The following is a 25,643-nucleotide window of genomic DNA, read 5'->3' on the forward strand; positions in this document are numbered from 1 at the left end:
TTACACGCTGGTAGGTTTATCACGAAACCTTCGGCAAGTAGTGTTTAATTGAAGCTTATCCAGTCAACTTCTACATGGCCGCTGCCTTCTGTTTGCACAATAATGTTTTTTACGCCGGCAGGCATCGATATCAAAGTTTTTTTAACAACACTCCAGCTGTTACCCTTTGGTATAATAACTTTTGCAATAACCTTGTTCGGGTTATCTTCTGTACTTATTGCTAACGTTCCGCCAGTTGCCGAACAGGCGTTTACACTAATGTGTCCTGCTGTTTGTTTACCAAAAAACACACTGTTGTATTTTATCCAAGAGTTGGTTTTATTGAAAATCGCTTTCCAGCCCTTGAATTTGTTTAGCGTGTCTATAAATTCCACCTCTACTCCATCCGCGCTTTTAGCACTATACCTATCTACCTGTATTTTTTTTGATGAGGCAGTTACGCCAACGCCACGTAATGTAGGGATGACCTTGCGGATAGTGCCATCTTCATTAAAAAATAAACTATCGGCCTGTACAGCCCGGTTTTTATCAAAGGCCGGCGATAAGTCGTCATTATGATAAAACAAGTACCATTGGTTTTTAAATTCTATGACAGATTGATGATTTGTCCAGCAACCCGAAGCTGATTCGTCCATAAGTACGCCGGCATATTTAAAGGGCCCGAGGGGACTATCTGACATGGCATATTCAAGCCGTTCTGTTTTATCGGCCACATGCGGATAAGTCATGTAGTAAATACCTTTTCGTTCAAATAAATAAGGCCCCTCCTTTAATCCCTTATCAGGGAAACCATCAAGTTTTATCGGCTCTGATGCCAGTTCAAGCATATTAGCTTTGAGTTTTGCGCCGTACAGATTTCCTTGGGCCCAATAAATATATGCCTGTCCGTCCTTATCAATTTGCACATTCGGGTCTATACCATGAACCCCGGCTATGGGCATCGGTTGAGGAACGAAGGGACCGTAAGGTTTATCGGCTATTGCAACACCAATTGAAAAGCCTTTGGCGCCGCCAGGTTTTGCAGGTGCCGGGAAATAAAAATAATATTTACCGGCCCGCTCAATACAATCAGGAGCCCACATGCTATAAGCTGCCGGGTCGGCCCAGGGTACTTTATTTTGGCTCACAATTACGCCGTGATCCGCCCAATCGGTTAGGTTGACTGACGAGAACACATGATAATCCTGCATACAAAACCAGCCAGCCCGGCCATGCCCGGGTGTAGCGGGAATGTCATGCGACGGGTAAAGGTATATCTTGTCATTAAAAACACGTACCGAGGGATCGGCGGTAAACTGGTTTTGTATAAGGGGGTTTTGTGCCATTAAACAATTGAACCATAAGATAGATACCATTAGCGCCGCGCATTTCTTAAAATCCGTCATTATTTATAGTTTGTTATCTTGTTTGTTAAATCGATTTCATTTATTGCCCATTAACTATTTAGCTGTATTATTATTTAAATAAAAGCGGGGCAAAGTTGTAAAGGTTATTCCTCCACACCGGCCATGTATGGCCTCCGGGATATTCATAATATATATGGCGTATGTTGAGTTCATCCAGTTTGGCCAGCATTATTTGACCGTTTTTATAGGCTATATCCTCTGTCCCGCCTTCTGATACCCAAAACAACTTCAAATTACTGTTGATCTTTGCACTGTTTTGTTTCAAATATTCATATTGTGGGTTGGCAATATTATTTTGCATGGGCAAAATCCAACCGGAACTAAACACGCCCAGGTATGAAAATGAATTGGTATTATATATGCCCGTATAAAGTGTATTAATACCCCCCATTGACAAGCCTGCCAATGCACGGTATTCGCTGGAGTTTTTAATCCGATAGTTTTTTTCAATAAAGGGAATAATACATTGCTTTATTTCTGCCTCGAATGCCTTCAAGCCATCCTTGCCAAATGCGCCAGCCCCCAAATTAGCATCAGGCATTACAACCAACATAGGCCTGGCTCTCCGCTCTGCAATAAGATTATCCATAATCATATTCGTTTTTCCCTGGGTAGCCCAGCCGCGTTCGTCTTCGCCGCCGCCGTGTAAAATGTAAAGAACCGGGTATTTTTCGCTTATGTTCGCGTCATAAGCAGGCGGGGTATAGATATAAACCTGCCGCCAGGATTTGGTAACTGTTGAATAATATCTTTTTATCCTGATATCGCCGTGCGGCACATCTTTCTCTGCATAATAGTCGCCTTTGGCAAAAGGAATTTCTATACCGCTGGCCATCCTGCCCATGCCATAAAAACTTTCGCTTGCAGGATCGGCGGTGGCGATGCCATCTATCAAAAGCGAATAATAATGAAAACCTTCGCCTATTGAATCTGTAGTAATACTCCAAAAGCCATCATCCCCCTTCACGAGATCGTATTTTTTTCCCAGCTCTATTTGCACCTTTTGAGCATCAGGGGCCTTTAACCGGAACATTACATGATGGTTGGGCAAAATAAGCGGGTACTGTGCCCCCCTGATATTTGTAGCAGCAGGCACACCTCCTGGAAAGCCTATACCCGGCGCTTTGTTGTCCTGGGATTTGGCCTGCAAGCACGAAAGTAACAAAAGGCAAAAAAGAGGTATTAAGTTTCTCATAGTTTTATATTCTGGATACTACTATCCCGATTAAAGCCCGAGGATAGTGCCACAAGGTAAAGTGATTATCAACTTGAGCGTAACACTGATTATTGCAATTGTAACACTGTTGTTTAAATCGGGCAAATAAAGGTACTTTCCCCTCTTAAAAATGGATGCGGGTTTTATGTGGTGGCTTTCAAACAGCAAAAATCATCTATTCTGATAAATAACCGGATTAATGCTGGGTACCTATTTATTGCCTAATCGAAAATAATCGAAGTCCGCATATCCGCCGGTAACTTTTGTTGCGTAGTTAAAAAGACCAAACCGGTAACCCATAAAATGCGGAATAGTATACGCCATTTGAAGCGTGGTACCAATGGAAATCCAATTATTTCCGTCGGTACTATAATAAAAATAGGCTTTGTCTGTCCTATCTTTAAAATCACACGCGGCCTTTAAATACACCCGGCTTTGGGCTAACGGAATAATTGCCAACTCTGCCGGCGAACCGCCCTGCGCATTTACCATAACGATAAACTTTTTTCCGTTTTCGGCTTTTACGCCCACCCATCCAAATTTTTGCTGTAACAATGCAAGGCCGGCACAATCACCATCTTTAAGTCCGGATACATCAATAGCTGTAATGGCCGAACATTCAGGGCCAAACGTGCGCTGCGTAAGCGTATTTCTAGCCGTAATTAAAGTAGTATCAAGCCTCCCTGTAGTTAACCTAAGGTATCCCTTACGCTGACTTAGCGACCATAATTGATTAACAGGATTGTGGTTCCATTGCCAAACCAGGGGCAAATCGCGTTCACCACGCCTGCGGTTAAACTCATCCGATGAGATGATACCTGGCATGAGCGGTTTATTTGCCGGTAGCGCGACAGTATCGGGCGCCTGATGATTTACACCCAATACAGGCCAGCCATCTTCCCATTTTACAGGCACCAGGTAAGGCACCCGGCCTACTGAACCAAAATCGCGGAAAAGATAGGCAAACCACCGGCCGTTTGGTGTATTTACCAAACCACCCTGGGCTACGCCTTTGTCCTGTAATGCCAGCCGGCCCTCATATGGGCCGGTAATATTATCTGCCCGGTGAATAAGAACACTTCGCATTCCACCACGCGGCCATGAAATGTTGAACAGGTAATATTTCCCCTTGATTTTAAACATCTGCGAGCCTTCTGCCGGCAAACCCAAATTCGGCCCGGCAGCCAGGCTGGCGTTCTCTATCAACACCCGTGGCTTTGTGCCGGGTTTTAAGCCAGACAGGTCATCCTTTAATTGTGCCAGCATGATGCGCCCGCTTCCATAAATCATATAAACTTTGCCATCATCATCAAAAAACAAGGAGTGGTCATGCAGGCTTGGTTTAAAGGATAAAGCCTTCCACGGGCCCTTTTCAATATTATGAGTGGTATAAATATACGTTTTGCCGGTATTGCCCGCAAAGGTAGATACATAATAAATGCCATTGTGATAGCGCAGGCTGCTTGCCCATGAACCTCGCCCATAGCTACTTTTACCATTGTTTAAGTTTAGGTCATCGGTATCATCCAAAATATCATACGCATAGCTTACAAGTTTCCAGTTAACTAAATCTTTAGATTTCATGATTGGCACCCCGGGGCTCATATGCATAGTAGTACTGCTCATGTAATAAGCATTACCGACCCTGATTATTGAAATATCAGGTACATCCGCGTAAATAATTGGATTATGAGCCGTTTGGGCAAAAGCCGCGCAGGTGGCCAACAAAAAAAAAGCGAACCCCAGAAAATAGTTATTGAAAATTTTGCTCATGGTTGGTTTATGGTGTTATATGCATAAATAGCAAAAACACGCTTAATTGCTTTACTCACAATTAAGCGCACTTAAATATATTAACACAGCAAGGCAGCTTAGTCTTTAAACAGCAGCGGCGCAAGTTCTTTCAGGCTGCGGCGCCCGGTTAGAAACTCATGGGCAGTATTCTCTGAAATAAAAGGCACGGCGTTGTAGCCTGCTTCTTTTAATGCAGTCGCAGCTTTATTTACTATAAGTAAACACTTTGAATTCATATCTTTCGTCATTTACATTTCAAGATAGTTGTATTTCCAGATGGCCATTCAACAAAATAGTATTAAGCCAACAGCACTAAGTCGTAAGTCTAAAGTTGAATTTTCCTTTTTTGGCTTAGAACTTCAGACTTTGGGCTAAAGACTATCCGGCAATTTATCATTGACATTAGTGAGTCCTGAAATTCCACTTGGAATTATCACTATTCATATCAAATTTGGCAAGTGTAGGTGTGCTGTCTCCAGATGAAACTAGAGCCAATTGCTCTTTCGAATTTGGAACCACTTTTGGCATAATCCGATAAGTTCCATCAGTCAGCTGATCAATTCGCCATATTTGTTCCGGCGCTCCGGTAAATGTTGGTACTGTCACAAGCTCAGCTTCGGCTGTTGCTGCTAATGCGCGGTCTGTTCCGGCAATTACTATTTTATAATATGGTCCGCCCAGGTATCCCCCTGCGCCAGGGACTGGCGAAATTGCCCATTTTTGATGCGGGCGAAACATATAATCACTTATCCGCACATCAATGTTTCCGGCTGGCCAGCCTTTAACTACATCTGCTAACTCCTGCGATGGTACCGGTTTCACGGGTTCATCATTATTCCGGTTAAAACGCATCCCACCCGGCATTCTTATAAAATCAACGCCCAATTCTAAGGCATATCCCCTTCGCTCAGACTCAATCTCATAAGTTCCTTCTTTAAAGTTATCACCTCCCACAGGCCATCCATTTTTCCATAGCAACGGGCGGATACCTAATACGCTACGGCCACTTTGATCCAGATCTGCCTCGTAATGGCAAGACATTTTTTCTACCCCATCGCCAACTACAATGCGTCCAAAATGTCCTGGCCCAATCAGCCTGTCGCCAGCTGCAACTACCATTTTGCCGCCTCCTTTCAACATATCCCTTCCCATATTATCAAGATATGGCCCGGTTACTTTCCTGGAGCGGCCAACAACAATGTTATAAGTTGAGTTTGGGCCATCGCAACACGTACCATGTGTTCCAAGCAAATAGTACCATCCATCACGGTATAACAAATCTGTGGCCTCACAATCAATAGCTATGTTTAATGCTTTATTACCTTCAACACGCTTACCCGTTTTAGGGTCAAGCTCCACCAGGCGTATATACCCAAAATAGGTGCCGTACGATAACCATAACCTTCCATCGGTTGGGTCAAGCAGAAGCCCCGGATCTATCGCGTCATTATCCTCGATACCATCAGACGAAGCAACTTTTACAGGCTCTGAATATTTAAAGTCCGGAGATTTTGGATCAAGCGACTTATTCCACATGGTCAGTATTGTTCCGTTATGACCGCCTGCCAGGCCACCGCCGGTGGCGCCATAAACAATAAGGTAGCGGTCACCAATTTTTAATACATCAGGAGCGGCCCCGCCGCCTGGTCTTACTCCGCCTCCATTCCATGTCCAGCCATCTTCGGATATTAACCCGCCTCCAAATGTTCCGAATGTGTAATACTTTCCATCGCATTCTGCAATGGTAGAGGGGTCATGTATAAATGGTTTGCCAACTTGTGCATTGGCCTGTCCGGTTAATAACAATGAAAACAGGGCTATAGTACTTAATACCTTTACTATTAATTTCATAATAACTCAATTGCTTTACAAATTCGATGTTAAATGGGATGATCAGTTAATTTATTGCAGCGTGATAGTTACATCTTTTATCGGCGCTCCTTTTTCATCCAGCAGCCGAACACAAAAATCACTGAGCCCGGGCCCATTGATCACTGCTCCGCGTATGATATTTTTCCCTTTATTTAGTGTCAGCCGGGCCGAAACACAATCATCCATTACCATGCGCCTGTCCCCATCAAGTATCACTGCTTCTTTTCCATTTAGCCACCACATTGATCCTCCGTTTGACCCTGCCGCCAATCTTACATTTTTTATCTCCCGCGGGCTGTTTACTATAGTTACTGCCCAAAATAATACGGCATAGGTCTGTTTCTTTAACCCATAGGCAAGACGAAATAATTTGACGTTGAAATTGGGGCTTTCCAATGCATGCCATAACAATTCCTGTTCGCCGACTTTTACTTTTTCATCATTCTTTGGAATAACCGTAAACTGGTTTGGGAAATAATCGGTTTCAAATTGCGTTTTCAGGTAGTTAACGGTAAAAACAAGATTACTCCGTATGGATTTGTTAATGGGTTCTAATAGTGACCAACGCTGAATAAACCCTTCACTATTCGGGGCTTTTTTTGATACGGTAGCCGGGGTAAAGAATGGCGCGATACTTCGTACGGTATCATTTGCGGTTATAACATCTATCTTGCCTGGAGTTGCAGACTGTCCTTGTGATCTTAATCCTGACAGAATTACAAAGCCCGCCGCCAACAATAGTGCACTGCGTTTAATATTCATGGTAGATTCTTTAACTTAAATCAATTTTGGAAAATAATAAATTGTCGAAATACAAATGAGCTTTCGGCCTGTTGATGCGTTGCATAGAAACCATTTGCATGGTACATCAATAGCCTGATACCCTCACATCTCATTGATGATACTTGGGGTTAACATTAAAATGTTTCTTCAATTTTTAAAAATGGCTTATAAATTATTGTCCCAAAACTATACCTTCAGAAAAGGACATCATCACACTATTCAGCAATAAAAGTCAACTTTTGTCAATAACCGGGCATGAAATATAGGTTATGATCGGTTTTCTATCATTTATTCGGGCATGGCCTTGGTGCCTTTACCTTCTTTTAAGCAAGAAAGCCGGTTAAAATTTTCAGTCTTCATTAACCGGCTCAAATCCGTTTCCGATTAGTGCTTTTTTTACCTGGGCATTATGTTCGGCAAACAGTTGCATCAAATAATAATGGAGATGATCAAAATGATAACGACTTAGAGTCTGGAGTTTAAAGAGCATTCAAAACAAACTGTCTGGTACTGAAATAGGGTTACAGCAATATCGGGTACCCTTTACAATTCTGTTTGACGAAACACTAAAGCCTCAATACCCGAAACTGCGGCTATGTGAAGCCTGACATCATATACAGGCAAATCAACCATTTGTGTAAAAATCAACGGGGGGCTTTATTAGAAGTTACCCACCGGCAAAACCTATAACTTGCCGCCACCAATTATTAAAAGTGTGTAGTCTGCCATGCATCTTGGCAGGATGGCGTCGCCCTTTTATTAAACCTGATAATTACCCATGGGATATTTAAACAAGAAATGGAGCAAGCCGTTTTTATTGATACTGATTTGCAGCATCTGCGGCAGCGCATCCTATGACTCAAAAGCGCAAAGCAATTCGCTACCGTTTCAAAATCCAAAGCTTGGCGCTGAAGCAAGGGCGCTTGACCTGGTAAAAAGGCTCACCCTCGAAGAAAAGGTTTTGCAGATGCTCAATAAAGCGCCCGCTATTACCAGGTTAAAAATACCGGCATACGACTGGTGGAACGAGAGCCTGCATGGCGTTGCGCGCACAGAGTATAATGTTACCGTTTACCCACAGGCAATTGGCATGGCTGCCGGCTGGGACCCAGCTGCTTTTAAGCTGATGGGTACTTACATTGCCCGGGAAGGGCGCGCTATTTACAATCTATCCATTGCAAATGGCAGTACGGGCATTTACCACGGTCTTACGTATTGGACACCCAACATCAATATTTTCCGCGACCCGCGATGGGGACGGGGGCAGGAAACTTACGGCGAGGACCCCTTCCTGACCGGCCGGCTTGGAAAAGGATTTGTAACCGGCCTGCAGGGCACCAACCTGCATTACCTCACGGCTGCGGCATGTGCCAAACATTTTGCGGTACACAGCGGCCCCGAATCATCCAGGCATACGTTTAATACTACAGTTAGCAACTACGACCTTTGGGACACCTACCTGCCCGCTTTTAAAGAACTCATCGTAAATGCAAAAGTTGCAGGCGTAATGTGTGCCTACAATGCGCTTGGAGGACAGCCTTGCTGCGGAAACGATTTACTGATGACGGACATCCTCCGCAACCAATGGAAATTTAAAGGCTATGTTACCTCAGATTGCTGGGCCATTGACGATTTCTTTAAAAACCATAAAACTCATACAGGCGCTGCAAGCGCAGCCGCGGATGCCGTATTCCATGGTACCGACCTGGAATGCGGCACGGATGCTTATAAGGCCCTGGTGCAGGGAGTTAAAGATAAACTGATAGATGAAGAGCAGATAAATGTTTCGGTAAGGCGGTTATTTACTATTCGTTTCCGTTTGGGCCTGTTTGATAAGGATTGCAAATACAACCTGATAGGCAAAGAAGTATTGGAGGCAAAACCACACCAGCAGCTGGCCCTTAAAATGGCCCGGCAGTCCGTCGTATTGTTGAAAAATGAGGGGCAATTGCTTCCCCTAAAAAAAATGTATAAAAAAATTGCGGTGATTGGGCCCAATGCCGATAATGAAATTTCGGTGCTGGGTAATTACAATGGATTCCCTTCGGCAATATCCACTCCGCTTAAGGCAATAAAAGCCAAAGTTGGGGCGGGGACTAAAGTTTACTACGAAAAAGCCACCGGTTATACCGATAACCGCGTAGCGTATCCTATTAACAATGCAGCAGTGCTTAACATTGACGGACATACGGGTTTCAAGGCCGAATATTTTAAAAGCACCAATCTAAGCGGCAAGCCGGTGTACACCAGTTATGAGGAAAGCATAGCGCACAGATGGCCTGAAGGCGGCGATGTGGCTGGCGGCGTTAAAGCTAATGGCTTTTCGGCCCGGTGGTCTACGGTTTTCGTTCCGGATAGCACGGGGCTATACAGTTTTAAAATCACCGGGAGAGATGGTTATCGCTTGTTGGTTGATGGCGTACAAAAGGCTGCCGACTGGGGGCAGCACGGATCTACAACTATAGATTTTGTGCAGCAGTACACTGGCGGCAAGCAATATCAAATCGTGCTTGAATTTTACCAGAGCAGTGCCCCCGGCAGGATTGCTGCCATAAAAATGATACCCGGAAGAGTAAAAGAAAATAAGCCCGAAGATATTGCTGCGAGAGTAAGCGATGCTGATATTATTGTGTTTGTAGGCGGCATATCACCGGAACTGGAAGGAGAAGAAATGCCTGTTAGCCAACCCGGTTTTTCGGGTGGAGATCGTACATCAATTGCGCTCCCGGCTATCCAAACCGAAACATTAAAGGCCTTGTATGCTACAGGAAAACCGGTGGTGCTTGTGCTGATGACCGGAAGTGCAATTGCCATGGATTGGGAAAATAAACACGTACCGGCAATTGTGAACGGCTGGTATGGCGGACAGGCCGCAGGTACCGCAATTGCAGATGTGCTTTTTGGTGATTACAATCCATCCGGCAGGCTGCCGGTAACCTTTTATAAAAGCGACAGCGACTTGCCGCCATTTGAAAATTACGCCATGGCCGGCCGCACCTACCGGTATTTTAAAGGCGAGGTAGCTTACCCCTTTGGGTTCGGGCTTAGCTACAGCAAATTTGGCTATAGGTTTGGAAAGCAAAAAATGAAAGTTAGCGCAGGAAAAATAACAGGCATTGTTAATGTTGAAAACCAGGGGGCGAAGGCCGGTGACGAAGTTGTGCAGGTTTATATACAATATCCGGATGGGTTTAATGAAATGTTGCCACTAAAAGAATTAAGGCAATTTAACAGGATCAGCCTCGGCCCGGGTACTTCCAAAAACATCGCAGTGTCTGTACCGATTAACAGCCTCAAAAAATGGAACGAACAGGCCGGGAAATTAACCCTACGCCCCGGGAGATATAGAATATTGATTGGCCCAAATTCAAAAGACAGCTGGCTGCAGGCACAAGTTTACCTGAACTAAGTTAGTTTAACAGCTGGCCGCGCTTTACACCGCAGATGGAGGCCCCCAATCCCATTACTGGCTGTACCGCTGTTGCAGATCGGAGATAATGTCAAATTCATCTGCCACTTTTGTTATCAGGCTTTCAAACACCTTGAAGTATTGCGCGTACACCTGGTGGTTTTCTGCTTTCGGATAGTAGGTTCGATGCATGGTAACCGTTTTAGAGGCTTCTTCCAGCGAAGGATAAATACCCATCTCGGTAGCACTTAACAGGAAGGCTCCTCTGCCTATGCTGTCGCCATGGCTTAGCGTGCTTACGGGCTTGTTAAATATATCTGCAATAATTTGTGTACAAAGTGGTATCGAAGCGAAGTTGCCGTTAATGGAGAGGCCTTCAATATGACGGTGCTTTTCCAGCGTGCGGCCAATACTATACATTTCGAACAAAATCCCCTCAATCGTAGCCCTGATGAAGTGCTTGCGCTCGTGCCGTATATTTACGCCAAAATAGCAGCCCCGTGCGTTGGGGTTCCAAATAGGGGCCCGTTCGCCATGCAAAAAGGGGAGAAAAATCAATCCGCCGGAGCCAACTTCAACCGTTGCCGCTTCCTCTATCAGCGTTTCCATCGATTGGTCAATGTCAAATGCTTTCTGAAAATCGCCGAATTGTTTGGTAAACCAATTGAATATCACGCCGCCGTTGCTGGTTGGTCCACCGGTAATGATGTGCTTTTCGGTGAGCAGGTAGTTGAATATTTGTTGTTTGGGGTCTTCAATTATCCGGTCGCCAATGATGCGGAACGCCCCGCTATCTTCGATGGTTATTGTAGCCATGCCATTGCCCCAAACGCCTGCACCCAGGGTGGCAAGGCAGCCATCGCTTGATCCGATGAGGATTTTCACCGTAGGCAGCAGCTTTAAAACCCTTTGATATTCTTTTTTTAGCGCTACGCCCGAGTAGAAAACAGGGTGCAAAGCGGGTAACTCCTCCGGCGTTATGCCCGCAAAATCCAATGCTGCCACGTCCCAGGCCAAATTGTGGATATTCATCAGCCCTGTGGCAGAAGCGATGCTGTAGTCTATTACGCATGCGCCGGTAAGTTGCTGTATAATATAGCTTTTTATCGGCATGAATTTTTTTGCCTGACCAAATTTCACAGGATCATTGTTTTTCATCCAGGCAATTTTTATCAAAGACGACATAGGGTGTATCGGAGTCCCGGTGGCTTTATAAATCTCTTCGCCAAGTGGGCTGGCTTTTAATTCCGCGGCTTCTTTTTTGCCCCTGTTATCTGCCCATGTAATAGCGTTGCCTAAGGGTATGCCATCTTTATCTACCGCCAGCAGGCTATGCATCGATGAGCCGAAGCAGATACAGCTTACGGTATATTTTTTGGGGTATATTTTCTCTATAAGCAGGTTTTTTAAAATATATAACATCGTAATGAACATCTGCTCCGGGTCTTGTTCGCTATGGTCATTTTGTTCATGAAAAGTGGGGTAATGCCCCTTCGAAGAACTTATTAGATTTCCCGAAAGGTCGAAGGCAAAAACCTTAACTGCGGCTGTGCCCATTTCTATGATGATGATACAGTTCATGATGTATATTATTGATCTGTTGTTTTGTTTTTCCTGAATTCCGTTGGCGTATAGCCGGTTAGTTTCTTAAATGTTGTAGAAAAATGCTGCGATGAATAAAAACCTGTGTTGAGCGCTATATCGGTAACATTTACTTGGTTCCGCTTCAGCAGTTTGGTGGCTTCGGCTATCCTGATGTTGATCAAATAGTTCAGCGGCGAAAACCCGGAATAATTTTTTACTTTCTCGGTAAAAGCGGTGGTTCCCATACCAATCAGTGCGGCCATTTCTTCAACTGTCCATTGATGGGCAAGGTTCTGCCTTAAAGTTTGTTCAAGTTTCAGGAAGTTTTGCGGGAAGTCGCGCCTGGAATTATTTTGCCTGATGAACTGCCTGCTTATTAAAACAAAAAGCTCGTCGAGCAGCTGGTTTGCACGGGTATAAAAACCCACCTCTTCGTTTTGCAGCTCGGCCTGCAGGTTTTGCATTAACGCATGTGCCTCTTTCAATTTTAAAACATGCTGCTCTTTATTGATCAGCAAGATCTGGTTGACGGATATTTTTTCTTTTTTCGTTAAGCCGCTCCATTTACCCAGCAACAACCTGCCGTTATCTTCGGTAGATATTTTTATCCAGAACAGCGCTCCAATGTTCATTATGCTGCTTTGGCCACCAATGCGCTGGCCAGGCAATACCATGGCAAAATCTCCTGGATACAAAATGTGTTCCAGCGAATCAATTATCCAGGTGAACTTTCCTTCCAGTATATAATACAGGCAAATACAATCGGCAACATTGCTGCTAAACGAGTTGAGTTGGATGGTATTGTTCTTTTTGTGGACAAATTCAAGTATATGCGGAAAGTTCGCAAGCACCTTGGATAAGCCCTGCTGAAGTATCAGTTGATTCATTCAGGATAAATATTTGGTATGCTACTGCGGTTATCATAAACCCCGGCAAATATTGGGGTGCCGTAAACCGGCATCCGTATAAAGCAAGTTTACGCATTATCAAACCAACATTTGTATAAAAACCATCGCTGTTTTTTAATGGTATTTTACGTGTTTTATATTGCCATTCTTTGTATGTAATTATAACCAATCCCCAATTAAACCAGGCTGCTGATATGCGGGTTTGCCCCGCATATCAGTGTGCGCATCAAATTATATTATGAAAAAATGGCGTTTCCTTCTCGGCATTTTAGGCGGTGCGTTATTGCATTGCTGCGCCTGCCTCCAAACAGCATTTGCCCAACAGATTACCAGGGACGAGTTGATATTCCTTACTCCGGAATGGAAAGGCGAGCGTTTTGCTGATGGCCGCCCCAAAGTGCCTGACGCTATTTTGGCTAGGATAAAAAAAGTGAGCATCGAAGAAGCCTGGGCCGTATTGAAGAATGCCGGTTATGCCTACCAGATAGCCGAGAATTGGTTAGTGATAAACCCCGACAGCGTTTTGGTAGGGCGCGCCGTAACGGCAACATTTATGCCCGCGCGGCCCGATGTGTGGAAAGCAATTGATGACCGCGGTAAAGCGCAGGGCAAAAAAGGCCAGAATACATGGCCGGTAGACCTTTTGATTAAAGGCGACGTATATGTGGCCGACCAGTTTGGTGCGCATAAAAACGGGCCAACCATTGGCGATAACGTGGGCAACGCCATATATGCCAAAACAGGGAATGGCATTGTTTACAATGGTGCTGTAAGAGATATCCGCGGATTAAAAGAGATTGGCAGCTTTACGTCATTTGTAGAAAGCTATGACCCATCTTACCATAACCCGCCGGGCGACCTCAATACCATGATTATTGGGATAAACCAGCCCACCCGCATCAAACAGGTTACTGTAATGCCCGGGGATGTGGTACTTGGCGAAAACGGTGTGGTGATATTTATACCGCCCCACCTGGCCGGGAAAGTGGCGACGACATCTGAGATAGTGAGGCTGAGGGACATGTTTGGCCACCTGCGCTTAAAAGAAGGAAAATACACCGCCGGGCAAATAGATGCCCGCTGGAGCGATGATATCGAAAAAGATTTTTCGGCCTGGCTTAACGCCCATATCAACGAACTGCCCGTGCCAAAGGAGCAAATACAGAACATCTTAAAAAACCGTACCTGGTAAAACAACCTATCGTTAGCAATAAAAATTTATGTCAAAAAACCAAAACAGGCGTAGCTTTCTTACCAAGGCTTCGTTATTCGGTGCGGCTGCGCTGGCAGCACCGCTGAGTAAAACATTCGGGCAGGGATTAATAGATGCCCGGGAGCGTACCCCGCAAGCATCGTCTCCCTCAGACCTGAAGATAACCGAAATGAAATGCGCCTATGCCGGAGGCGGGCTATTTGTAAAGATATACACCAACCAGGGCATATGGGGCTCGGGCGAAGGGGTTGATGCCATTGCAGGCACCTATTACCTGGTTAAACGCCTGGAGTTTTTTCTGAAAGGGCGCAGCCCCTTAAACCCCAACAGGATAGCCGAAGAAATACGCAAGGCAAATTTTTTTGGCGGGGCACAGTCGGGGATGTTCGTAGCGGTATTAACGGCTATTGAAGCCGCGCTTTGGGATCTTACAGGCAAGGCTTTGGGTGTACCGGTTTACCAGCTGCTGGGCGGTAAATACCGGGATAAATGCAGGGTTTATTGCGATACCGAATTATACACAGCCACACATCCGGTGCCCCAGGATTATGCCAAAGCTGCCAGTGGTGCAATAAACCGTGGTTACACCGCCGTAAAATTTGACATTGACGACGCACGCGACCCCAATAAGTTCGACCGCTATAACTGGACGGCGAGCAACGCCGAACTGGACAGGATGTTCAATGCCATTGCTGCGGTACGGACAGAAGTTGGCCCGAATATCGATATCTGCGTAGACATGCATGGCCGCTATGACGCCACTACGGGCCGAAGGGTTGCCAAGATGATGGAACCCCTTAATTTGATGTGGCTGGAGGAGCCGGTACCCGCAGATAATATTGATGTGTATAAAACAGTAACCCAGGAAACAACCACGCCTATTTGTGCAGGAGAGAACTTTTACCTGGCGTATGGCTACACCAGGCTGCTCTCAGAAGGAGGAATAGATATCGTAATGCCCGATCTACAGAAGTGCGGCGGCCTTGGCGAGGGGCAGCGCATAGCCAACCTGGCCAATTTGTACTACGTGCCCTTTTCGCCGCATATGGTTGGCTCGTTCCTGGGGGCTATGGCCACCGCGCATGTTTGCGCATCGGTGCCCAATTTTCATATCATGGAGTGGCAAACACTTAGCGATACTGAACCTAAATGGAAGGAGATAGTAACATACGATAAGCCCTTTATTGAAAAAGGCTTCCTGGTTTTATCTGATAAACCTGGCGTAGGGGTAGAGATAAATGAAGAAGGCCTTAAAAAATACGCCGTGCCCGGTGTGCCTTTCTTTGCCTGATGGTTTGGGGTATGGGTACTTTCTACAAAGCAATCCTGGCATTAACTGTAGCCATATTTGCCACGGTTGTACTAACAGTAGTTTGCAGAGGGCCGGCCTATGCCGGCCCATATGTGCTTACATTCTTTTTACTGCTGGCCATTGGTTGCAGGGCCTTTACAAAAACCAAAAGTTTTACTTACACCATTGTAATTTTTGGCGCCGCAACCATGGCCCTTTATTACCCTGGGCCATTTATAAGCTATGGCAGCTTTAAGTATGCCAGGTTAATTATCCCGCTAATCCAGCTCATCATGTTTGGTATGGGCACCTCTATGCACTACAAAGACTTCATAGGCGTATTAAGTGCCCCAAGGGGTATATTGATAGGCGTGGCAAGCCATTTTATAATCATGCCGTTACTGGGCTTTAGCATAGCTACCCTTAGCATAAAGTTTGCTGCTATGCCCCCCCGAGGTAGCTGCGGGCATCATACTCATTGGTTGCTGCCCCAACGGTATGGCATCAAACGTAGTATCGTACCTGGCAAAGGCAAACCTGGCGCTTTCTGTTACAATTACCAGCATCTCCACGCTGCTTTCGCCAATCGTAACCCCTTTTTTGATGGATATGCTGGCAGGGCCACTCATCAAAATAAATCCCTTGCTAATGGTTGCGGACATCTTTAAAATGGTAATGATACCTATTGCCCTGGGTTTGCTTTTTTCGGCAATAGCCAAAGGGCGGGTAAACTGGCTTAAAAAGCTGATGCCTTCGGTATCAATGGGCGGTATCATCGGCATTATTATAATAATAACGGCCGCCGGCCGCGATAGCTTGCTTAAAGTTGGCCTGCTGCTTGCCGTGCTGGTATTGGTGCACAATATCAGCGGCTACTTGCTTGGCTTCTGGTCGGCAAAATTATTGGGGATGGAAGAACGCGACTGTCGCACCATTGCCATTGAAGTAGGCATGCAGAACGGCGGCATGGCGGCGGGCCTGGCAAAAGGTTTAGGCAAAATAGGCACGCTTGGCCTGGCACCTGTTATTTTCTCTACCCTAATGAATATTACAGGCTCATTATTGGCCTCTTACTGGCATAAAAAACCAACTAAAAGACATGTTGAAGATGTTGATTTAATGAAAGTTAATAATTAGCGTGAAGCTTGCCACCCAAAAGGTTTTTTGTGTAAAATTCATCGCTGTGGTTTTTTAGAAGACAGAACCATTTCAATTAGCATTCTTTGTAACGTAACCAACTGTAACCAAAACGAACGCATTTTTTATTGACCGTAATAATTAATACCGCAGGCAAAGCGGCATAATATAACAGCTATGCATATTTTTAAATCGAACGATAAAGTAATTGTTAAATATCTCGACCAGCTTTACAGTTCGACAGCGTGGACCTGGGACGGTTTTATAAACCGGGAGGGATTGCACGGGAAAGTATTACAGGACATCCTGAATCTGCCCATCCGGCCGGAGCTCTCCACCGATGTTGAACACCCCGGTGCTCCCATTGGCAGCCAGGAGATATGGGCATCGGGCGTAACTTACCTGCGTAGCATGGATGCCCGTATGGAAGAAGCCAAAAACGCAGGTGGCGGCGATTTTTACTCAAGGGTTTACAGTGCCGAGCGCCCCGAGATATTTTTTAAATCTCCCTCCTACCGTGCAGTTGGCACGCAAGGTACCGTGCGCATCCGCAAAGACTCCAAATGGAACGTTCCCGAGCCGGAACTGGTGCTCTTTATTTGCAGTATAGGTACTATCGAGGGATATATGATTGGTAACGATATGTCGTCGAGGGATATTGAGGGCGAAAACCCGCTATACCTGCCCCAGGCAAAATCATACAACGGCGCGGCAGCTGTTGGACCGTGCCTGTATGTACCGGCCGAACCTATTTCCTCCGATACCAAAATCCAAATAGAAATTTTGAGAGGCGGCGTACAAATTTTTGCTGATGAAGTGCTCATCAGCAGGATGAAACGCACACACCAGGAACTTGCCAATTACCTTTTTATGGAAATCTCGTTCCCTGTAGGTGCGTACCTCATGACCGGTACCGGCATCGTACCTCCCGATTCTTTTACGCTTAAATACCGCGATGTGGTTAATATCAGCATCAGTAATATTGGCACGCTCTCAAATATTGTGGGGGAGTAATGATGATGAACATTGAAGGCAGGCAGCTGATTGACGGGCAAAGCGTTACCACGGGAACTGATTTTTTTTATGCAGTGGACCGGGCTACAGGCAACAACCTGAACTTCCGCTTTTTTAATGCCACCGAGGGCGATATTGAAATGGCAGTGGCGGCAGCACAGCGGGCGTTTGTAATAACGCGCAAAAAAACAGGCATTGAAAAAGCGTTTTTTTTAGAGGCCATTGCGCTGGAACTGGAGAAAGCCGGCCCGCAAATAGTTGAAATGGCTTGCCTGGAAACGGCACTCACCGCCATACGCATACAGGGCGAATTGCTTCGTACTATCAACCAGGCGCGGCTTTTCGCTAAACTATTAAGGGAAGGCAACTGGGCAGATGCTAAAATAAATACCGGCGATTTGCAGCGCAAGCCTACTCCAAGGCCCGACATACGGTCGATGCAGCGGCCGATTGGCCCTGTCGCGGTATTTGGTGCAAGTAATTTCCCACTTGCTTTTTCGGCAGCTGGTGGCGACACCGTGAGCGCTATAGCTGCAGGCTGCCCTGTTATATTCAAAGCGCACCCCGGCCACCCCGCCACCTGCGAAATAGTGGCCAAGGCTATACTTGCGGCAAGTTTTGCAAACGGCATGCCCACAGGATATTTTTCGCTGCTACAAGGCGATAAGCCGGAGGTAGGCGTAGCGTTAACAAACAGCGCAGGCATTAAAGCAATAGCTTTCACCGGCTCCAGCCGGGTTGGTAGGCTAATATGCGATGCAGCAGCAACCCGCCCCGAGCCCATACCCGTTTTTGCCGAAATGGGGAGCAGTAACCCGGTGTTTATATTGCCGCAAGCTTTGGCAGAGCGACATGAGGCTATCGCCGCCGGTTATGTAAATGCGCTAACCCTTGGCGTGGGTCAGTTTTGTACCAATCCAGGGTTGCTGATACATGCATCGACCGCCGGCGAAGATGTTTTCTATCAAAGTTTAATAAATAATATAAACTCCACGCCTGATGGCGTAATGTTGACGCCTGCAATAACCGAAGCCTATCAAAAGGGCGTAGCTGGCAGGCGGCAAATAAAGAGTTGGAGTTGCTGGCCGAAGGCAATTTGCCAAACGATGCACGGCGCCAGGTGCCTGCCATTTTTAAAACAAGCCTGAAAGTATTTCAGGAGCAGCCCCAACTGGAAGAGGAACTATTCGGCCCTTCTGCTATCATCATCACCGCAACCTCTCAGGCCGAAATGGTAAGCCTTGCAGAAGATTTATCCGGTCACCTGACAGCTACTGTGCATGGCACCGAAGATGAATTACCGGTATATAAAACTCTGCTTGACGTGCTGGAAACTAAAGTTGGCCGGCTTATTATAAACGGCTACCCAACCGGCGTAGAAGTTGTAGAGGCTATGGTGCATGGTGGCCCATACCCCGCCACGTCAGATGCCCGCAGCACCTCTGTTGGTACGGGGGCAATTTACCGTTTTACCCGGCCGGTGTGTTATCAGGGAATGCCGCAGGCCTTACTGCCCGATGAATTAAAGGACAGCAATCCGCTGGCCATTTGGCGCTCTGTAAATGGTCATTTTAGCAATGCTTCAATCATAAATATATAAAACAATTAAATAATGTCACAATTCAGAAGTTCGGATTGGTTTGGTAAGTCGGGTAAAATGGGTTTCTTATACCGTAGCTGGATGAAAAACCAGGGGATGCCTTCCGACCTTTTCGACGGGAGGCCGGTAATTGGCATATGCAACACCTGGTCTGAACTTACCCCTTGCAACGCCCACCTGCGCGATTTGGCCGAGTCTGTTAAGCGTGGGGTTTACGAAGCAGGCGGTTTTCCGGTAGAATTCCCCATTATGTCATTAGGCGAAACTTTGTTGAAACCAACTGCTATGCTGTTCAGGAACCTGGCCAGTATGGATGCCGAGGAATCGATACGTGGTAACCCTATCGATGGTGTTGTACTGCTTACCGGTTGCGACAAAACCACCCCATCAACCATGATGGGCGCTGCCAGCGTAGGCTTGCCTACTATCGTGGTGCCCGGCGGGCCGATGCTTAACGGAAAGTTCCGCGGTACCGACATAGGATCGGGCACGGCAGTTTGGAAACTGACCGACGACCTTAAAACCGGCAAAATCACCAACGACGATTACCTGGCGGCAGAAAGTTGCATGTCGCGCAGCGCGGGGCACTGCATGACTATGGGGACGGCTTCTACCATGGCCTGCATGGTGGAAGCGTTGGGTATGTGCTTATCAGAGTCGGCTGCCACCCCCGCTGTCGATTCGCGCAAGAAGGTGCTGGCGCAATTATCTGGCAGGCGCATTGTAGAAATGGTTAAGGAAGGGCTTACGATATCAAAAATCCTCACCCGATCAGCTTTCGAAAACGCTATAAAGGTAAATGCAGCCATAGGCGGTTCAACTAATTTCATTATACACCTTACCGCGATAGCAGGGCGTATCGGCGTAGACTTATGCCTTGATGATTTTGACAGGCTGGGCAGTAAAATTCCGTTGCTCCTTAATTTGATGCCATCGGGCAAATTCCTGATGGAGGATTTTTATTACGCGGGTGGCCTGCCTGTGATTTTGAAAGAGTTGAGCAATGAGTTGGATATGAGCACGCTCACAGTAACCGGTAAATCGCATGCCGAAAATATAATTGATGGCGGCATTTGCTACAACAAAGAGGTTATCGCAAACTGCAGCAATCCCATTATACCAGAGGCAGGGATAGCCGTTTTAAAAGGAAACCTGGCCATTAATGGCGCAGTGATAAAACCCTCCGCAGCTACGCCGGCGCTGATGCAGCACACCGGCAGGGCGGTGGTTTTTGAAACCATAGAAGATTACCACGCCAGGGTTGATGATCCTGAATTGGATATAGATGAAACCTGTGTAATGGTATTGAAAAGCGTTGGGCCGGTAGGCTATCCAGGTATGCCCGAAGTAGGCAATATGGTGCTGCCAAAAAAGCTTTTAGATAAGGGTGTGACCGATATGGTGAGAGTTTCTGACGGGCGCATGAGCGGTACAGCTTATGGTACTGTTGTGCTGCATGTATCGCCTGAATCGGCCATTGGCGGCACCCTGGCACTTGTGGAAAACGGGGATATGATAAGCCTGGATGTACCGGCACGAAGGATTGACCTGCTGGTAGATGAGGCAGAGCTCGAAAAGCGGAGGCTACTGTGGCATAAGCCTGACTACCATACCGATCGGGGGTACGTATCAATGTACCAACGTCACGTGCAGCAGGCCGATAAAGGGGCCGACCTCGATTTCCTGGTAGGGAATTCCGGCCCGGTCGTAACGCGCGATTCTCATTAACAACCATTGAGCCGATTAGCAATGATGATATTTGTACCCATCTTCTGTATACTATTGCTTGCAACGCTCATAACCTGGGCAAAGATTAATGCGTTCCTCGCCTTCCTCATGGTTGCGGTATTGGCAGGCTGCCTGTTCGGTATGCCGTTCGCAGCAGTAATCGCCTCTATAAATAAAGGGCTGGGCGATACTTTGGGATCCGTTGCTATCATCATCGTATTAGGCGCCATGCTGGGCAAACTGGTTGCCGAAAGCGGCGCCGCCCAGCGCATAGCCAATTTTATGCATGCCCTGTTTGGCGCTAAGTATGTTACCTATGCCATGGCACTAACTGGCTTTGTTGTGGGGATCCCTTTATATTACAACGTTGGCTTCATACTATTGTTGCCTATTATTTTCTCGGTTGCTTATAGCTATCGCCTGCCCTTGCTATACGTAGGCATGCCTATGCTTACAGCCTTATCGGTAATGCATGGCTTTTTGCCCCCGCATCCGTCGCCCATGACCCTTATCAGCGTTTTTCATGCCGATATCATTAAAACGTTCGGCTACGGGTTGATAATTGCTCTACCTGCTATACTTATAGCCGGGCCAATATTTGCAAACACGCTTAAAAATATCGGGCCTGGTGGGTTGAGTTTTGCTAACGCCCCTGCCATGTTGCCTGATGAAGAATTACCCGGAATTGTTAACAGTATCCTGTCGTCGCTTTTGCCGGTAATGCTTATTTGCCTGGCCTATTTGCTGCCAGTGCTTTTGGGGCAGGCCCCGTTTATTAAAACAATATCGCAATGGCTGGGCGAACCTGTGTTTGCCATGTTATTAACCATCATCATTGCCACTTATACGCTCGGGCTAAGTAAAGGGAAACCCATTGCGCAAATTATGGGGGCCTACGGCAGCGCAGTAAAAGAAATAGCCATGGTACTGCTCATTATAGGCAGTGCCGGGGCACTAAAGCAAGTTTTTGTTGATAGCCGGTTAAACGATGCGCTTGCCCTTATGCTGGTGCACACGGCCATGCCGCCTTTATTGCTTGCCTGGCTGGCAACCGCCTGTTTACGGCTTTGCCTTGGTTCGGCCACCGTGGCGGGCGTAACGGCAGCAGGGGTTTTATTCCCCATTACCCAGCATGCTGGTATCAATACCAATTTGCTGGTGTTGTCCATCGGCGCCGGCAGCCTGTTCGGTTCGCATGTAAACGATACTGCCTTCTGGCTCTGCAAAGAATACTTTGGGTTATCGGTAAAAGAAACCTTGCGTTCATGGACAGTTATGGAAAGCCTGGTATCGGTAATTGGCCTTGCCGGCGTGTTATTGTTGAATCGATTTTCGTAAAATTAAATGGCTAACAAATGAATAGAATTAATTAAAAACCATAAACCCCTGCTTAAATTATGAAGAGAGAAATACTATAAATCAGAAAAAGGGCAGCAATCCGCCGCCCAAAAGCCAGCCGTTTCACGATCGCCAATTTTGTGAAGCGATTTAAATACAGGATATACCAATTAAACCAACCTAAAATTATGAAAAAAAAGATTCAGGCATCCGGTATGATGCTGTCCGTTTTGATAAGTGTTGTTTCGACACTCATTTTTACGATGGACGTAAAAGCGGGGGAAACCGGTAATCCCCGCTTGTTTAAAGAGATAAGCGTCCAAACCGTAACGGGTAAAGTGCTCGACGAAAAAGGAGCACCGCTTGTGGGCGTTAGCGTAAGCGAAAAAGGCACCACTATAGGCGTAATGACGGATGCCAATGGTAATTACCGCATACAAGCATCTGGCGACAATGCGGTATTGTTTTTCAGCTATATCGGCTATATCTCCAAAACCGAGCCATTGAACGGCCGAAGCGTTATCAATATTTCGCTGGAACCGAAGCCGAATGCCCTTAATGAGATTATCGTAACAGCCCTGGGTATCAAGCGCGAATCGAAGAAACTGGGTTACGCCGCAGAAAATGTGCGCGTGGGCGAGATAACCACCAACCGTAGTACAAACTTTGTAAATTCGCTTGAAGGCAAGGTGGCCGGCCTTGATATTTCACCGCCGGCAAGCGGCCCGGGCGGAAGTACAAAAATCAGGCTGCGCGGGCAATCGGCTTTCCAGGGCGATAATGCACCACTGATTGTACTAAATGGCTTGCCTTTATCGCAAAGCCCATCAAGCACCAACGGTTACACGCAATCAGTAGATTTGGGCGATAATATGCAACAGATCAACCCTGACGATATCGAATCGATGACGGTATTAAAGGGAGCCACCGCTGCGGCGCTTTATGGTTCGCGGGCCAGCAATGGCGCAATCATCATTACCACCAAAAGCGGCAATAAAAATGCAGGTATCGGCATCGAGTTTACCTCCAACTTTACCCAGAACCAGGCGCTCGATTTTACCGACTTTCAGTACGAATACGGGCAAGGCGAAAATAACGTACGTCCTAAAACACAAGGCCAGGCCCAAAGCTCGGGAGCATGGAGCTTTGGGGAGAAATTCGATGACGCACTTACCTACCAGTTTGATGGCGTGCAACGCCCCTATGCGCCGGAAAAAGACCGCATAAGCAAATTCTTCAGGCTTGCCAATGCATGGACCAATACCATCGCATTTTCGGGCGGTAACGACAAAGGGAGCTTCAGGTTCGCATATTCTAACCAGGACGCGCAGGGTATCGTACCCAACAACGATTACCACAAAAAAATATTCAACCTTGGGCTGAATTATAATTTCACCCCGAAATTATCGGCGCAGGTTTACGTGAATTACGACCACGAGAATAACAACAACCCACCCGTAATCGGAATCCAGGGTTCATCGGTCACTAACTATATGTACCGTTATTCTAACTCGGTTGGCTTGGATGTTTTGAAAGCAGCTGCGGTTGATGCCAATGGTAACGAAACGCCCACATCGCGTTTCACTACGCTTACCAACCCATACTGGATAATGGCCAAACAGTTTACCAAACAAACCCGAGACCACCTTTTGGGCACGGCAACGCTGCGCTACCAGTTTTTTGATTGGCTTTACCTTCAGGGTCGTGTAAACATGGAGTACAGCACGTCGTTCTTCGAACAAAATGCCCCTACCGGTACGTTGGCAAATGCTGCGGCACCATCCGGCCTTTACAATGGCAGTTATAACTCAAACGACAATTCTTACCGCGCACTAAACGCCGACTTCCTGCTGGGAGGCGGCCACAAATGGGGCGACTTTTCTTTTGACGCCACCGTGGGCGGGAATACTTTCCCTTCTTCTTCCAAGGGCTATAACGTAACTGCAACAAACTTTTACGTAAGGGATTTTTATACCTTGGGTAATGGAGTAACCAACACATCAACCTACGGTATTTCTAAATCAACCGTAAACTCGCTTTATGGTACTGCCGAGTTTGGCTATAAGTCTTATCTGTTTGTGAACGTAACCGGCCGAAACGACTGGTTTTCGGTATTAAGCCCAGACCATAACCACTATTTCTATCCTTCTGTAAGCGGTAGCTTCGTTTTTTCTGAAATGTTTAAAACGCCGCCTTCATGGTTGTCGTTCGGTAAGTTAAGGGCTACTTATGCCAATGTGGGCAGCGCCAATGGTATCGGTCCGTACAGCAACTCGCTTACATATGCACTTTCCCAAAATGCTTTCAACGGCATTCCGCTTGGCAGTATCAATAATACCACTACGCCAAATCAGGATATCAAGCCTTACAGCGTAAAGGAAAAAGAAATAGGCCTTGAATTGCGCATGTTCAACAGCCGCGTTAACCTTGATGTAGCCGCTTATGATAAACACACCACAAATCAAATTTTAAGCGTGGCTATTTCCAACGCATCGGGCTATACAGGCACCATCGTAAACCTTGGCGAATTGCAAAATCGGGGTTTAGAGTTCCAACTAGAGTTAATTCCTATCAAACAGAACAACTTTACCTGGCGTTCGGCCTTTAATACGGCCTTTAATACCTCTAAAGTGTTGGCGCTGGCAAACGGTCAAAATCAACTAACGTTGGGTACCGGGGAGTTCTTCGGCTCTATTGTGGATCAGGTTGGCCTTCCGCTGAACCAGATACAAGGCGCAACTTACCGCCGGGACGCCAACGGTAACATTATCCTTTCTGGCGGGAAGCCAATAGCGAGTACTTCTCAAAAGCTTTTTGGCAGTGCGTTGCCCAAAACCACCGGCGGTTGGGTAAATACTTTTACTTATAAGAAGTTTACACTGATGGCCCACATCGATTATAAATTCGGCGGGAAAATCCTGTCAAGTTCTAACCTGAATTTCCTGCGGGAAGGCTTATCGAAGGAATCGTTGATAGGCAGGGAAGGCGGTGTGAAGTTTGATGGGGTGAACGCGGATGGTTCGCCAAATACTACCGCAGTAAACGCCGAAGATTTTTATGCCAACTATCGTTCGCAGGGTATCCTGGACCCGTTTATTTATAAATCAGATTTCATCAAATTGAGGAACGTGTCGTTAAGCTACGATTTTTCTAAGATGGTGAAAACCAAATTTATCAAAGGCCTCGTAGTTTCTGCTGTATGCCATAACGTGCTTATCATCAAAAAGTACCTGGCAAACCTTGATCCGGAAGCGATATCATCAAGTGGCGATATCCTTACCGGTTACGAGCAAAGCTCAACACCTACCACAAGGACCTACGGATTCAACCTTAACGTCAAATTTTAAAAG

The 25,643-nt window shown here is 46.4% G+C and carries 18 protein-coding genes and 1 pseudogene; 11 read left to right on the forward strand and 8 right to left on the reverse strand.

Going from position 1 to position 25,643, the window contains the following annotated elements; translation table 11 throughout:
• Window positions 1–44: 44 nt before the first annotated feature.
• The 6 genes from AC1DV1_RS14405 to AC1DV1_RS14430 all read right to left on the reverse strand — a co-directional run bounded on the left by AC1DV1_RS14405 (window position 45) and on the right by AC1DV1_RS14430 (window position 7,050).
• Complete coding sequence (locus tag AC1DV1_RS14405) at window positions 45–1,385, reverse strand: family 43 glycosylhydrolase (protein WP_477360303.1); 1,341 nt, start codon at window positions 1,383–1,385, stop codon at window positions 45–47.
• A 70-nt stretch (window positions 1,386–1,455) separates the two neighbouring features.
• On the reverse strand, window positions 1,456–2,601 hold the full coding sequence (locus AC1DV1_RS14410; protein WP_477360305.1) for an alpha/beta hydrolase-fold protein: 1,146 nt from the start codon (window positions 2,599–2,601) through the stop codon (window positions 1,456–1,458).
• A gap of 231 nt (window positions 2,602–2,832) precedes the next feature.
• Window positions 2,833–4,395 carry a glycoside hydrolase family 43 protein gene (locus AC1DV1_RS14415; protein WP_477360307.1) on the reverse strand — a complete coding sequence of 521 codons (1,563 nt, stop codon included), beginning with the start codon at window positions 4,393–4,395 and terminating at the stop codon, window positions 2,833–2,835.
• Window positions 4,396–4,493: 98 nt separating this feature from the next.
• Complete coding sequence (locus AC1DV1_RS14420; RefSeq protein WP_477360309.1) at window positions 4,494–4,664, reverse strand: hypothetical protein; 171 nt, start codon at window positions 4,662–4,664, stop codon at window positions 4,494–4,496.
• Window positions 4,665–4,818: 154 nt separating this feature from the next.
• Window positions 4,819–6,267, reverse strand: a complete 1,449-nt coding sequence (locus tag AC1DV1_RS14425) for a family 43 glycosylhydrolase (protein WP_477360311.1) — start codon at window positions 6,265–6,267, stop codon at window positions 4,819–4,821.
• 51 nt (window positions 6,268–6,318) lie between these two features.
• On the reverse strand, window positions 6,319–7,050 hold the full coding sequence (locus AC1DV1_RS14430) for a hypothetical protein (RefSeq protein WP_477360313.1): 732 nt from the start codon (window positions 7,048–7,050) through the stop codon (window positions 6,319–6,321).
• Window positions 7,051–7,849: 799 nt separating this feature from the next.
• On the opposite strand from AC1DV1_RS14430, the gene AC1DV1_RS14435 reads away from it, so the two are divergent.
• The gene (locus AC1DV1_RS14435) at window positions 7,850–10,480 is read left to right on the forward strand and encodes a glycoside hydrolase family 3 C-terminal domain-containing protein (protein WP_477360315.1); all 2,631 of its coding nucleotides are present in this window, start codon (window positions 7,850–7,852) and stop codon (window positions 10,478–10,480) included.
• 54 nt (window positions 10,481–10,534) lie between these two features.
• Here AC1DV1_RS14435 and AC1DV1_RS14440 read toward each other — a convergent pair whose 3' ends face one another.
• Window positions 10,535–12,061, reverse strand: coding sequence for a gluconokinase (locus AC1DV1_RS14440; protein WP_477360317.1), 1,527 nt, complete (start codon window positions 12,059–12,061; stop codon window positions 10,535–10,537).
• 8 nt (window positions 12,062–12,069) lie between these two features.
• Window positions 12,070–12,951, reverse strand: coding sequence for a helix-turn-helix transcriptional regulator (locus AC1DV1_RS14445; protein ID WP_477360319.1), 882 nt, complete (start codon window positions 12,949–12,951; stop codon window positions 12,070–12,072).
• Between the two features lie 259 nt (window positions 12,952–13,210).
• Here AC1DV1_RS14445 and AC1DV1_RS14450 point away from each other — a divergent pair, with 259 nt between their 5' ends.
• From AC1DV1_RS14450 to AC1DV1_RS14495, 10 genes and pseudogenes are all read left to right on the forward strand, one after another.
• Window positions 13,211–14,164, forward strand: coding sequence for an RraA family protein (locus tag AC1DV1_RS14450; protein ID WP_477360321.1), 954 nt, complete (start codon window positions 13,211–13,213; stop codon window positions 14,162–14,164).
• Between the two features lie 28 nt (window positions 14,165–14,192).
• Window positions 14,193–15,476, forward strand: coding sequence for a mandelate racemase/muconate lactonizing enzyme family protein (locus AC1DV1_RS14455; RefSeq protein WP_477360323.1), 1,284 nt, complete (start codon window positions 14,193–14,195; stop codon window positions 15,474–15,476).
• Window positions 15,477–15,790: 314 nt separating this feature from the next.
• A pseudogene (locus tag AC1DV1_RS14460) lies at window positions 15,791–15,859 on the forward strand (hypothetical protein); the annotation flags it as partial.
• Window positions 15,860–15,974: 115 nt separating this feature from the next.
• The gene (locus tag AC1DV1_RS14465) at window positions 15,975–16,613 is read left to right on the forward strand and encodes a bile acid:sodium symporter family protein (protein ID WP_477360455.1); all 639 of its coding nucleotides are present in this window, start codon (window positions 15,975–15,977) and stop codon (window positions 16,611–16,613) included.
• 177 nt (window positions 16,614–16,790) lie between these two features.
• Complete coding sequence (locus AC1DV1_RS14470) at window positions 16,791–17,627, forward strand: fumarylacetoacetate hydrolase family protein (protein WP_477360325.1); 837 nt, start codon at window positions 16,791–16,793, stop codon at window positions 17,625–17,627.
• A complete protein-coding gene (locus tag AC1DV1_RS14475) occupies window positions 17,627–18,775 on the forward strand; it encodes an aldehyde dehydrogenase family protein (RefSeq protein ID WP_477360327.1) in 1,149 nt (382 codons plus the stop codon). Before AC1DV1_RS14470 ends, AC1DV1_RS14475 begins: the two co-directional genes overlap by 1 nt.
• Window positions 18,724–19,227, forward strand: coding sequence for a hypothetical protein (locus tag AC1DV1_RS14480; RefSeq protein WP_477360457.1), 504 nt, complete (start codon window positions 18,724–18,726; stop codon window positions 19,225–19,227). Before AC1DV1_RS14475 ends, AC1DV1_RS14480 begins: the two co-directional genes overlap by 52 nt.
• Window positions 19,228–19,239: 12 nt before the next feature.
• A complete protein-coding gene (locus AC1DV1_RS14485) occupies window positions 19,240–20,955 on the forward strand; it encodes an IlvD/Edd family dehydratase (protein ID WP_477360329.1) in 1,716 nt (571 codons plus the stop codon).
• A 21-nt stretch (window positions 20,956–20,976) separates the two neighbouring features.
• Window positions 20,977–22,293 carry a gluconate:H+ symporter gene (locus tag AC1DV1_RS14490; protein ID WP_477360331.1) on the forward strand — a complete coding sequence of 439 codons (1,317 nt, stop codon included), beginning with the start codon at window positions 20,977–20,979 and terminating at the stop codon, window positions 22,291–22,293.
• A gap of 188 nt (window positions 22,294–22,481) precedes the next feature.
• Window positions 22,482–25,640 (forward strand): SusC/RagA family TonB-linked outer membrane protein, encoded by a 3,159-nt coding sequence (locus AC1DV1_RS14495; protein ID WP_477360333.1) that lies wholly within the window; start codon window positions 22,482–22,484, stop codon window positions 25,638–25,640.
• The last annotated feature ends 3 nt before the right edge of the window (window positions 25,641–25,643 follow it).

This window comes from Mucilaginibacter sp. P4_D1 (genome assembly GCF_056401935.1).